Source organism: Novosphingobium sp. BL-52-GroH (assembly GCF_044813085.1).
In the GTDB taxonomy this organism is placed as follows: Bacteria; Pseudomonadota; Alphaproteobacteria; order Sphingomonadales; family Sphingomonadaceae; genus Novosphingobium.
In genome coordinates this window covers 2,358,948-2,371,155 of sequence record NZ_CP171152.1, presented here as the reverse complement: position 1 = coordinate 2,371,155, position 12,208 = coordinate 2,358,948, and the positions used below count along the sequence as shown (strand labels likewise).

Sequence of the window (12,208 nt, the reverse complement as noted above, 5' to 3'; positions counted from 1 at the left end):
GGGCCACCCCCGGGACGACGCCGATCATTGTGCCCGGCCGGCCCGCCACAAGGCGCGCTGCTCGCGGTACGCATCGGCGACGCCGTTCCCCGCGGCCCCCGCGAGCACGCCGAGCGCGGCATCGAGGCCGTGCTGCGCGAGTTCCGCGATGGCCGGCGCCGTATCCTGGCCCAGTTCCCGCGCCAGGATCTTGAGGACATGCGCCTGTTCGGAAAATTCCATGTCGTTCAGCCAGCACCAGCGGCTTTCGCCGCGCCCGACGAAGGCATCCTTCGTATAGAGTCCCATTGCGTTCCTTCCCGATCCTGCGCAACGATTTGCACGCAAGGCCGGGGTATCATCCAAGGAGCCAAGCGCGGCTTAAGCCGGCCTGGGGACTTGCCCGGGGACACGCTGCAAGCCTGCGTTGACGGGCGCGAAAACGCGCGACTTTTCCATTAAAATGCCGGAAACTCGACCGCCGAAGGTTCCCCTACCCCGTCCGGGTCTGCCATAGTGCCCGGCGTGAACGACGACGACTGGCCTTTCGAGACGACCTTCTACGGCGAACCCGACGCCGACATGATGGACCCCTATGCCCCCGAAGTGGACTGGTCCCCGGCCGTGCCGCCCAGCGGCGAGGCGGTATCCAAGGCGCTGCACGACGTCTTCGGCTTCTCCGGCTTCCGCGGGGTGCAGGACCAGGTCGTCGACCGCGTGCTCCACGGCCATTCCACGCTCGCCATCATGCCCACCGGCGCCGGCAAGTCGCTGACCTACCAGTTGCCGGCCGTGCTGCTCCAGGGGACCTGCGTGGTCGTCTCGCCGCTGATCGCTCTGATGCACGACCAGTTGCGCTCGGCCCGCGCCAACGGCATCCGCGCCGCGACCCTCACCAGCGCCGACAACGATCGCGGGGCAACGCTCGACGCCTTCCGCGCCGGCGAGCTGGACTTGCTCTACATCGCGCCGGAACGCGCCAGCCAGCCGCATTTCCGCGAACTGCTGATGAACGCGCGGGTCGGCCTCTTCGCCATCGACGAGGCGCACTGCGTTTCCGAATGGGGCCACGATTTCCGGCCCGACTACCGCCTGCTGCGCCCGCTGCTCGACGCCTTCCCCAACGTCCCGCGCCTGGCGCTGACGGCGACGGCGGACAACCACACCCGCAAGGACATCCTCGCCCAGCTCGGCATTCCCGACGACGGCCTGATCGTCGCCGGGTTCGACCGGCCGAACATCCGCTACACCATCCGCCCGCGCGACAACGCGGGCCGCCAGCTCAAGGCCGTGGTCGACGAGAACCCCGGCCCCGGCATCATCTACGCGCCGACCCGCGCGCGGGTGGAGCAACTCGCGGAAAGCCTGGCCTCCGCCACCGGCCGCCGCGTGCTGCCCTACCACGCGGGCCTGCCGCCCGAAGTGCGGGCGCGCAACCAGGCGGCCTTCGTGGCGTCGGAAGACATGGTCATGGTCGCCACCGTCGCCTTCGGCATGGGCATCGACAAGCCCGACGTGCGCTTCGTCGCCCATGCCGGCATCCCCAAGTCGATCGAGGGCTACTACCAGGAAACCGGCCGCGCCGGGCGCGACGGCGACCCTTCGGTGGCGGTGATGTTCTGGGGCGCGGACGATTTCGCGCGCGCCCGCCAGCGCTTGTCCGAGATCGAGCCGCACCGCCTGCAGAGCGAACGCCAGCGCCTCGATTCGCTGGCCGGCCTCGTCGAGACCGCCGCCTGCCGCCGCGCCGTGCTGCTGCGCCACTTCGGCGAGCATCCGGCCGAGACTTGCGGCAACTGCGACAACTGCATCGACCCGGTCGGCGTGGTGGACGTGACGGACCTTGCGCGCAAGCTGCTCTCGGCCGTCTACCGCACCGGCCAGACTTACGGGCTGGGCCATCTGGAAAAAGTCCTGACCGGCATCTCGGACGATCGCGTGCTCCAGCGCGGGCACGACCAGCTTTCGGTCTTCGGCATCCTCACCGAGGACGAAAAGCCGCTGCTCAAGGCGCTGGCCCGCGCCCTCCAGGCCCGCGGCAGCCTGACCGCGACGGAGCACGGCGGCCTGGCGCTGGGCGGCGATTCGCGCGCCATCCTCAAGGGCGAGGCATCGGTCGCGATCGTCATTCCGCCCAAGCCCGTCCGCGCGCGCCGCACGAAAGGCGGCGGAGACAATGCCGCGAACCCGATCGACGATCCGCTGTTCGAGGCGCTGCGCAACCTGCGCCGCGATCTGGCGAAGGAAGCGGGCGTGCCGCCTTACGTCATCTTCCACGATTCCACGTTACGCGAGATGGCAGCTACGCGGCCGGCCTCGCTGGCGGAACTCGGCTCGATCGGCGGCGTCGGCACGCGCAAGCTGGAAGCCTACGGCGAGGCGTTCCTGGACGCGATACGGCAGAACTAGGGTCAGTCCGCTTGAAATGACGGGGGCGCGACGGACACGTCCCTTGCGATATCCTCCCGATGCCGGGGGGATGCGCTACGCGCCTTTATCGGCGAAGCGCACCGGCACCGCCAGCAGGAACGGCAGTTCGGGCGAGGCGATGCGCGATTCCGCGCCGTTTTCGTGGATCAGCACCACGCGCCCCACGCCCGGCGTCGCCACCACGGCGCTGACCGTATCGACCCATTCATGCAACAGCGCGCGAATGCGGGCGAGGGCCTGCGCCTCGCGGGTGGTGGTGCCCGAGGCCTCGAGTTCGGCTTCCAGATCGGCGATGCGCGCGGTCGCCTCGTCGATGCGGTCGGCGTTCGGGTCGGTCATCGCGGGTATGCTCCTTGCCTGCGTTGCGCTCGACTTGGCCCGCAGGCCCGCGCATCGCAAGAGGAGCGGGCCCGCAATCGCCGCCGCGTTACCGCTTGACCGGGACCCTTACAGCGGATTGTCGAGCTTGATGATTTCCTCGTCGCTGGTGCGCTGGGTGGTCTTGAGTTCGCGCGCGGCCTTGAAGCTGGCCAGCACCGGGGCATCGCGCTCGTAGATGTCGGCGAAGGGCTTGAGTTCCCCGTCGATCGAGCGGGCGAACGTGAAGTACGTGAGGTAGACCGGGAAGGTCCGCGTCATCGGCACTTTCTTGTACACCCCGGCGCGCGAGAGTTCCGCCGCTTCGGCCGCGGGCATCTGGGCCCCCAGGATCGCCATGGTCATGCCCAGCTCCACCGCGCGCTCGGTGCGGATGCAGCCGTGGCTGAAGGCGCGCACCTCCGAATTGAAGTACGACTTGGAGGGCGTGTCGTGCAGGTAGATCGCGTGGGGATTGGGCATGTCGATCTTCATCAGCCCCAGCGCGTTGCTGGGCCCCGGCTGCTGGACGACGGTTATCATGCCGTTCTCGGCCTTGTAGCCCTTGTAGTTGTTGGCGGCCGCCCAGCGCGGATTGGCCATGACCTTGGCGCCCAGCCCCTCGCCCTTGACGATCGACTGGGGCACCGTCCACGTCGGGTTGAAGACGACGGCACTGACCGTCTCGGCCAGTTGCGGCGTCGCGGTGCGGCCCGGCTTGCCGACGACCGTCTTGTAGGTGCGCAGGATCTTGTTCTTGACCACCAGGCGTAGCTGGAACTCGGGCACGTTGGTCATCAGGTAGACGGTGCCGAGATCCCGCGCGAGCCAGCGCCAGCGGTCCATGTTCGCCTGGATCAGCGCGCGCCGCGGCTTGTTCGCCATCGGCGTGGCGTTCAGTTCCGCCTTGAGCGCGGCGTAGTCCGGGTTGGTCGGCGCGAGCTTGTCGATGACGCCGGCGATGTTGTGTTCGGACAGGGCCTGGGCCATGACTTCGCTGGTGGGCATGGCGTCCTGGTCGGGATCGACCGCGAACCACTGCACACGCGCGGTCATCGGCGTGCGGCCATCGCGCAAGTCTTCGATCAGCCAGCCGAAGACGCGGCTTGCCAGGGCGTCGAGGGCATCGCCCTCACCCGCCGCGATCGCCGCCTTGAGCGCCGAGGGCTGGTAGTCGGCCGGCAGCAGGCCTTCCTTGCCGATGTACTCGATCGTCTTGAGCAGGGCCTGGGCATCCGCCAGCGTCCACGGCATGACCGGCTCGGCGATCACGAATTCCTGGACCACCGGCGCGGAGATCGTCGGTACGCCGGTCGGCGTCGTGCCGGTTACCGGAGGCGCGGTCGTGCCGGTGCGGACGGGCGGCAGCGGCGTGGGCGTCGACGTGCGCGCAGGTGCCGGGGTGGGCACGCTCTTGGGAAGCAGGTCCTCGGGCATTTCGGTCTTGATCTTCTGGGCCTGCGCGGTCTGCGCACCCAACGAGAGGATCGTGAGCGCCGAGACGACGCCGGGACCGAACCGCTTGAAACTCACCATATTTCCTTGAAACCTGCCCGACTGGATGCCCTGGGCCCTTGTGGAAGCCCGTAGAGAAAGACGCACGGCGCGCCCCGAAAGTTGCAGAGCCGCACCGTCCCGATGTGGCCTTTTACGCCGTTCTCTTCAAGGATGCGACCTGTCGCGAAGATGAATTGCCTGCGCACAACCTTGCGCGGCGCGGGAGCCTGCATGCGAAAAGGATGCGCACGGCCCCAGGCCACCTCCTTGGGACACCATGCGGGACAGGCCCGCACGATCGCGCTAAGAGCCCGCGATCATGAACGCCCGCCCCGCCTCCACCCTGCTCCCCGTCCTGTCCGTCGTCGCCGGGATCGCCGCGTTCAGCGTCATGGATGCGGCGATGAAGGCGGCCTCGCTGGCCGTCGGGGTCGGCACCGCGCTGCTGCTGCGCAACCTGCTGGGCACGGCGATGACGCTGCCGCTGTGGCTCGCCGCCGGCCGCCCGCTCCCCAGCCGCCAGGTGGCGGCAGTGCATTTCCAGCGTTCGGCGATCACCGCGGTCATGGCGGCGCTGTTCTTCCACGGCCTCGTGCGCATCCCGATGGCCGAGGGCATGGCGATCTCGTTCTTCGCGCCGATCATCGCGCTCTACTTCGCCGCGCTGCTGCTGGGCGAGACGATCCGGCCACGCGCGATCGTCGCCGCGGTGCTCGGCCTCGTCGGCATGGTGGTGATCGGTGCCGACCGTTTCGGCGCGGGCGAATACGGACCCGAAGCGATCGAGGGGACGATCGCCATCCTCTGCTCTGCGGTGTTTTACGCGCTCAATCTCGTGCTGCAGCGCAAGCAGGCCATGCTGGCCGGCCCCGTCGAGATCGCGCTGTTCCAGAACCTGAACGTCGCGCTGATCTTCCTCGTCGCCGCGCCGTTCTACTGGACCGTGCCCGACGCCACCTCGCTCGCCTGGGCGGCCGTGGGCGCGGTGCTGGCGACCGCCGCGCTGCTGTTCCTGTCCTGGGGCTATGCCCGCGCCGAGGCGCAAGTGCTGGTGCCGGTGGAGTACACCGGGTTCCTGTGGGCCGCCCTGATGGGCTGGCTGGTGTTCGGCGAAAGCCTCGGCGCCGGCGTGGTCGCCGGAGCGGCGCTGATCGTGCTGGGATGCTGGATCGGCACGCGAGGGACACAAAACGAAACATTGGCCTAGAAGCGCCGGGTGGGGGAGCGGGCCGGTGCGGCTTCTTCGGCCTTACTGACCAAGAGTCCAGTCCCGCCCCCCTTGACCTTCGCCCCCTTAGCGCGCATCGGCGGGCCGACGAATCCGCTTGTCGCACTGCAGCACGGTTCAGGAGCGCCGGGAGGCAGCGGGCAGGCTTCACACGAAGGGAAAAACGCCCACTATGACCCAGGTCGGACAGGACACGCTCGGGACCCGCAGCACCATGACAGTCGGCGGCAAGGACGTCGCCTACTACTCGCTCAAGAAGGCCTCCGAGAAGATCGGCGACATCAGCCGCCTGCCTTTCTCGATGAAGGTCCTCCTCGAGAACCTCCTCCGCTTCGAAGACGGCGGCTTCACCGTTTCCACCGACGACATCAAGGCGATCGTCGACTGGCAGCAGGACCCCAAGACCGGCGAGGAAATCCAGTACCGCCCCGCGCGCGTGCTGCTGCAGGACTTCACGGGCGTGCCTTGCGTGGTCGACCTGGCCGCCATGCGCGACGCCATCGCCAAGCTCGGCGGCGACACCAGCAAGATCAACCCGCTGGTCCCCGTCAACCTGGTGATCGACCACTCGGTCATGGTCGACGAGTTCGGCCACCCCAAGGCCGCCGAGCAGAACGTCGAGATCGAGTACCAGCGCAACATGGAGCGCTACGACTTCCTCAAGTGGGGCTCCAAGTCGCTCGACAACTTCTACGCCGTTCCCCCGGGCACCGGCATCTGCCACCAGGTCAACCTGGAGAACATCGCCAAGACCGTGTGGTCCTCGACCGACCAGAACGGTGAGCTGGTCGCCTATCCCGACACCTGCGTCGGCACCGACAGCCACACCACCATGGTCAACGGCCTGGGCGTGCTGGGCTGGGGCGTGGGCGGCATCGAAGCCGAAGCGGCGATGCTCGGCCAGCCGGTCTCCATGCTCATCCCCGAAGTCGTCGGCTTCAAGCTGGTGGGCGAGCTGCAGGAAGGCGTCACCGCCACCGACCTGGTGCTCACCTGCACCTCGATGCTGCGCAAGCACGGCGTCGTCGGCCGCTTCGTCGAATACTTCGGCCCGGGCCTCGCCTCGCTGTCGCTGGCCGACCGCGCGACGCTCGCCAACATGGCGCCCGAATACGGCGCGACCTGCGGCTTCTTCGGCATCGACGACAAGACGCTGGACTACCTGCGCCTGACCGGCCGCGAGGAGGAGCAGATCGCCCTCGTCGAAGCCTATGCCAAGGAGCAGGGCTTCTGGATCGAGCCCGGCGCCGCCGACCCGATCTTCACTTCGACGCTCGAGCTGGACATGGCCACCGTCGTGCCTTCGCTCGCCGGCCCCAAGCGCCCGCAGGACTGGGTTTCGCTCCCCGAAGTGGACGACGTGTTCAACGCCGACATGGCCGCCACCTACAAGAAGACCCCCGCCCGCGTCGCCGTGGACGGCAAGGACTTCGACATCGGTGACGGCGACGTCATGATCGCGGCGATCACGAGCTGCACCAACACCTCGAACCCGGGCGTGCTGGTCGCCGCCGGCCTCGTCGCCAAGAAGGCCGACGAGCTGGGCCTCAAGCCCAAGCCCTGGGTCAAGACCTCGCTCGCTCCCGGTTCGCAGGTCGTCACCGACTACCTCAACCGCGCCGGCCTGCAGTCGCACCTCGACAACATCGGCTTCAACCTCGTCGGCTACGGCTGCACCACCTGCATCGGCAACTCGGGTCCGCTCGCCGAACCGATCAGCAAGGCGATCAACGAGAACGGCCTCGTCGCCGCCGCGGTGATCTCGGGCAACCGCAACTTCGAAGGCCGCGTCTCGCCCGACGTGCGCGCCAACTTCCTGGCCTCGCCCCCGCTGGTCGTCGCCTACGCCCTGAAGGGCACCGTGGTGGAGGACTTCACCACCACCCCGATCGGCAAGAGCAACGCCGGCGTCGACGTGTTCCTCAAGGACATCTGGCCGACCAACCTCGAAGTCGCCGAAACCATGGCCGGCTGCATGGACCGCGCCATGTTCCAGGCCCGCTACGCCGACGTCTACAAGGGCGACGAGCACTGGCAGGCGATCAACGTCGTCGGTTCGGACACCTACTCGTGGCGCGCCGGGTCGACCTACGTCGCCAACCCGCCGTACTTCGAGGGCCTGGAGATGACCCCCGCGCCGATCTCGGACATCATCGAGGCCAAGCCGCTCCTGATCCTGGGCGATTCGATCACCACCGACCACATCTCGCCGGCCGGCTCGATCAAGGCCGACAGCCCGGCGGGCAAGTGGCTGATGGAGCACCAGGTCGCCAAGGCGGACTTCAACTCCTACGGCGCGCGCCGTGGCCACCACGACGTGATGATGCGCGGCACTTTCGCCAACATCCGCATCCGCAACGAAATGGTCCCCGGCATCGAGGGCGGCATGAGCCGCTACGGCACCGAGCCCATGCCGGTCTACGACGCCGCCATGAAGCACAAGGCCGACGGCACGCCCCTGATCGTCATCGGCGGCAAGGAATACGGCACCGGCTCGTCGCGTGACTGGGCCGCCAAGGGCACCAACCTGCTCGGCGTGCGCGTCGTCATCGTCGAGAGCTTCGAGCGCATCCACCGCTCGAACCTGGTCGGCATGGGCGTGCTGCCGTTGCAGTTCAAGGACGGCGACACCCGCACCTCGCTGGCGCTGGACGGCGACTGCAGCTTCACCATCAAGGGCGTCGCCAGCCTGAAGCCGCAGCAGGACGTCGAGGTCGAAGTGACCAAGGCCGACGGCTCGACCTTCACTTTCACCGCGCTGTGCCGCATCGATACCGCCAACGAGGTCGAGTACTTCATGAACGGCGGCATCCTGCAGTACGTGCTGCGCAAGCTGGCCGCCTGATCGCCTCAGGCGCCGACAGGCCTTAGGGAAAACCCCGTCCGGTGCGAACCGGGCGGGGTTTTTCTTTGTCCCGCGCGCAGTCGGGAGGGGTCGGGCCGCAGATCCTCGAGGCGAGACCTAGCGACGGGCCACCGCAATGCAGGCCCCGCGGCGACGGATTCCACGCAAGAAAAAGGCGACGCCGCCACGTCGCCCTCCCACATCGGGCGCTGCCGAGGCAGCGCCCGCCCCATGTGTGGCTGTCAGGCCGCCTTGGCGCGCGCCAGGCGGCGGCGGCCGACGACCGCGGCGGCGGCCGCGCCGAACAGGATCAGCATCGGCGGCGCCGGAACGTCGGTGCCGCCCGAGCTGGTCGAGGTCGAGGACCCGCCCGAGGTCGAGGAACTGGTCGAGGACGAGGTGGACGTCGAGCTGGACGAAGACGTCGAGGTGCTGGAGCTGGTCGACGTGGACGAACTGGTCGACGAGCTGGTGCTGGTCGACACGTTGCCCGAGGTGGTCGAGACGTTGCCCGAGGTCGTCGAGGTCGAGGACACGTTGCCCGAGGTGCTCGAGATGTTGCCCGAGCTGGTCGTCGTCGACGAGACGTTGCCGGACGTCGTCGACGTGGAGACGTTGCCCGAGGTGGACGTGGTCGAGGACACGTTGCCGGACGTCGACGAGGTCGACACGTTGCCGGACGTCGACGTCGAGGTGGAGACGTTGCCCGAAGTGCTGGTCGTCGAGCTGACGTTGCCGTTCGAGGTCGAACCCCCGGTCGTGGTCGAGGTGATGACGACGTTGCCGCCGCCGCTGCTGCCACCGCCGCCGCCGAAGAAGCCACCGAAGAACCCGCCGCCAAAGCCGCCGATCGAACCGCCGCCGATGACCACCGGCGCGGCGCTGCCGCCTCCGGCGTAAGGCGGCGCGGGCGGGATGTACGGCGGGGGCATCGGCACCATCGCCATCTGCGGCTGCTCGCAGCAGGTCCGCTTGATGATCTTGCGCACGCGCTTGGTGGTGCGCGGCTGGTCCTTGCGCACGATGCGCTGGGCCGGGCGCTTCGCCGGCACCGCCGTCTTCGCCATCTTGACCTTGCGGTACTCGGTCTTCGCCGACTGCGTCTCCGCCACGTGGACGGCACCGCCACCGATGATCGCGCAGCCTGCCGCGCAGGCAGACAGTTTCGCAAGGGCCATCCGAACGGACATAGTGCGTTTGCTCTCTTTGTTTCCCGTGAGGTCGCCGGTGATGTCCTGGACGGACACCTGGCGACCCCTCTGCCAGAAACAACGCAGAGTCCGGTTAACGGGACAACGGCGTTAACCGCTATTCCGACGTCCCAACCCGGGAAAAGTGGTTAATTTATTCCCTCCACCCCCAGGTCGTGCCGAAATGGGACTGTCGGTTCGGCCGCATGTAAACTTCCCCGACGGTTTTGCCCGTCGATTCAAGCGGGTGGGCCTCATCCCTCCGAATCGAAAAGTCCGTTCTGGGGGGCCTGCGGCGGGGTCATTCCGAGGTGCCGCCAGCCGCGGTCGTTGAGGCAGCGCCCCCGCGCGGTGCGCGCCACGAGACCGAGCTGGATGAGGTAGGGCTCGATCACTTCCTCGATCGTGTCTCGCGGTTCGGAGAGGCCGGCGGCGAGCGTTTCCACCCCCACCGGACCGCCCTTGTAGATGTCGGCGATCATTCGCAGGTAGCGGCGATCCTGCGAATCGAGGCCGATCGAATCGACTTCCAGCCGGGTCAGCGAATCGTCGGCGATGGCGCGGGTGATGACGTCCGATCCCGCGACATGCGCGAAATCGCGGACCCGGCGCATCAGCCGTCCGGCCACGCGCGGGGTGCCGCGCGCGCGCCGGGCGATCTCGGTCGCCCCGCCCTTGTCCATGCCGATGCCGAGCAGCCCGGCGCCGCGGGTGACGACTTTCTCCAGTTCCTCGACCGAGTAGAACTGTAGCCGCACGGGAATGCCGAAACGGTCGCGCAGCGGCGTCTGCAGCAGGCCCTGGCGCGTCGTCGCACCGATCAGCGTGAACGGCGGCAGGTCGATCCGCACCGAGCGCGCCGAGGGTCCTTCACCGATGATGAGGTCGAGCGCACGGTCCTCCATCGCCGGGTAGAGCACTTCCTCGACCACGGGATTGAGGCGGTGGATCTCGTCGATGAACAGGACGTCGCCCTGTTCGAGATTGGTCAGCAGCGCCGCGAGGTCGCCCGCCTTGGCGATCACCGGGCCGCTGGTGGCCCGGAAACCCACGCCCAGCTCGCGCGCGACGATCTGCGCCAGCGTCGTCTTGCCCAGCCCCGGCGGCCCGAAGAACAGCACGTGATCCATCGCCTCGCGCCGCGACCTGGCGCTCTCGATGAAGACCGAAAGGTTGTCCTTGGCGCCCGCCTGGCCGACGAACTCGGCAAGGGTCTTGGGCCGCAGCGCGGCGTCGGCGTCCTCGGGCTGGCGGATCGGGGTGAGGATGGGGTTATCGGTCATTGGAAACGACAGGCTTTCACGGAAGCATTCCAGGCACCGCCCCGATCGAGGCAGTCATCTATCGCAAGATCGTCGTATAGCATCCACCGCACGAATCCCGCAGCGAGCAAAATGCCAGTGAGCAGGAGGATAGGCCATGATCTGCCCGAGGACTTCACGCGGGTCCCGCCGCGCGTTTCAGCGCCACCCGCACGAGGTCGTTGAGCCCGGCATCCTCGCCCAGTTCCTCCACCGCCTTGCCCACCGCGGTGGCGGCAACGGCAGGCTTGAAGCCGAGGTTCTGCAACGCCGAGACCGCGTCCGCGCTGGAGGAACCGGCGGGGACCGCCGCGATGCCGGGCATTCCCGGCGCCACCGGCAGGCCGCCGGCCTTGTCCTTCAGTTCGTTGACGATGCGGCTGGCGAGCTTGGGGCCGACGCCGTTGGCGCGCGCGACCATGGCGCTGTCGCCGCCGGCGCAGGCGCGCTGGAGTTCCTCGGTGGTCAGCGCCGAGAGGATCGCCAGCGCCACTTTCGAGCCTACGCCCTGGATCGCGGTGAGCAGGCGGAACCAGTTGCGCTCCGCTCCGCTGGCGAAGCCGATCAGGCGCTGGTCGGTCTCGGAGACCTGCATCTCGGTATGGACCACCACGCGGTCGCCCCGGATGCCGAGGTGCCCCAGGGTGCGGGCCGAACAGTGGACCAGGTAACCGACGCCACCGACGTCGATGATGGCCCAGTCTGGGCCGGTGTCGTCGAGCAGACCTGTAAGCTTGGCGATCATGGTTTGTTCTATGGCAGGAAGCGAATCGCCGCGCCAGTCCCTATCCGCATCCTACCTGTGGCTGCCCAGCATGTTGGCGTGGGTTATCGCCACGGCCAGCGCGTCGGCAGCGTCCTCGCCCGCCAATTTCACGCCGGGGAGCAGGACCTTGAGCATCGCCTGGATCTGCTTCTTGTCGGCGCCGCCGGTGCCGACAAGCGCCTTCTTGATGACCTTGGTCGAGTATTCCGACACCGGCATCCCCGCCCGCGCCAGGCTCAGCATCGCGACGCCGCGGGCCTGGCCCAGCTTGAGCGTCGACTGCGGGTTCACGTTGACGAAGACTTCCTCCACCGCGCCCGCATCGGGCCGGTGGTGGAGGATCACGTCGGTGAGGCCCGCGTCGAGTTCGACCAGCCGTTCGGCCATGCCCGCCTTGGCGTCGGTGCGGATCTGGCCGTTGGCGACGTGGGACAGGCGGCTGCCGCTCTTGGCGACCACGCCCCAGCCGGTGCAGGTGAGGCCGGGATCGATGCCGATGATAATCACGCCGCGTCCCTCTGCGGGGGAGGGGGACCGCCAATGCCGTCGGGAGTGGAGGGGTACGCGCGCATCGCGAGAGGTCTCGTTCGGCGCATGGTCCCCAACCCCGCGTCG

General features: G+C 68.2%; 10 protein-coding genes. 3 read left to right on the top strand and 7 right to left on the bottom strand.

Annotation, left to right across the window (positions count from 1 at the left end; genetic code table 11):
- Window positions 1-24: 24 nt before the first annotated feature.
- Entirely contained in the window at window positions 25-288 is a 264-nt protein-coding gene (locus ACFFDA_RS24095) for a hypothetical protein (RefSeq protein WP_404479793.1), read from the bottom strand.
- A 216-nt stretch (window positions 289-504) separates the two neighbouring features.
- Here ACFFDA_RS24095 and recQ point away from each other — a divergent pair, with 216 nt between their 5' ends.
- Window positions 505-2,388: a DNA helicase RecQ gene (recQ, locus tag ACFFDA_RS24090; protein ID WP_404479792.1), complete on the top strand. Its 1,884-nt coding sequence runs from the start codon at window positions 505-507 to the stop codon at window positions 2,386-2,388.
- A gap of 75 nt (window positions 2,389-2,463) precedes the next feature.
- On the opposite strand, the gene ACFFDA_RS24085 is transcribed toward recQ, so the two are convergent.
- Window positions 2,464-2,748 carry a hypothetical protein gene (locus ACFFDA_RS24085; RefSeq protein WP_404479791.1) on the bottom strand — a complete coding sequence of 95 codons (285 nt, stop codon included), beginning with the start codon at window positions 2,746-2,748 and terminating at the stop codon, window positions 2,464-2,466.
- 108 nt (window positions 2,749-2,856) lie between these two features.
- A complete protein-coding gene (locus ACFFDA_RS24080) occupies window positions 2,857-4,302 on the bottom strand; it encodes a L,D-transpeptidase family protein (RefSeq protein WP_404479790.1) in 1,446 nt (481 codons plus the stop codon).
- A gap of 280 nt (window positions 4,303-4,582) precedes the next feature.
- Here ACFFDA_RS24080 and ACFFDA_RS24075 point away from each other — a divergent pair, with 280 nt between their 5' ends.
- Window positions 4,583-5,470 (top strand): DMT family transporter, encoded by an 888-nt coding sequence (locus ACFFDA_RS24075; RefSeq protein WP_404479789.1) that lies wholly within the window; start codon window positions 4,583-4,585, stop codon window positions 5,468-5,470.
- A 193-nt stretch (window positions 5,471-5,663) separates the two neighbouring features.
- The gene (gene acnA / locus ACFFDA_RS24070; RefSeq protein WP_404479788.1) at window positions 5,664-8,336 is read left to right on the top strand and encodes an aconitate hydratase AcnA; all 2,673 of its coding nucleotides are present in this window, start codon (window positions 5,664-5,666) and stop codon (window positions 8,334-8,336) included.
- A gap of 242 nt (window positions 8,337-8,578) precedes the next feature.
- Here the strand turns inward: acnA and ACFFDA_RS24065 are convergent, their stop codons facing one another.
- The 4 genes from ACFFDA_RS24065 to ruvC all read right to left on the bottom strand — a co-directional run bounded on the left by ACFFDA_RS24065 (window position 8,579) and on the right by ruvC (window position 12,100).
- Window positions 8,579-9,526 (bottom strand): PEP-CTERM sorting domain-containing protein, encoded by a 948-nt coding sequence (locus ACFFDA_RS24065; RefSeq protein WP_404479787.1) that lies wholly within the window; start codon window positions 9,524-9,526, stop codon window positions 8,579-8,581.
- 254 nt (window positions 9,527-9,780) lie between these two features.
- A complete protein-coding gene (gene ruvB / locus ACFFDA_RS24060) occupies window positions 9,781-10,809 on the bottom strand; it encodes a Holliday junction branch migration DNA helicase RuvB (RefSeq protein WP_404479786.1) in 1,029 nt (342 codons plus the stop codon).
- A gap of 154 nt (window positions 10,810-10,963) precedes the next feature.
- The gene (gene ruvA / locus ACFFDA_RS24055; protein WP_404479785.1) at window positions 10,964-11,572 is read right to left on the bottom strand and encodes a Holliday junction branch migration protein RuvA; all 609 of its coding nucleotides are present in this window, start codon (window positions 11,570-11,572) and stop codon (window positions 10,964-10,966) included.
- A gap of 51 nt (window positions 11,573-11,623) precedes the next feature.
- Complete coding sequence (ruvC, locus tag ACFFDA_RS24050) at window positions 11,624-12,100, bottom strand: crossover junction endodeoxyribonuclease RuvC (RefSeq protein WP_404479784.1); 477 nt, start codon at window positions 12,098-12,100, stop codon at window positions 11,624-11,626.
- Window positions 12,101-12,208: the final 108 nt, after the last annotated feature.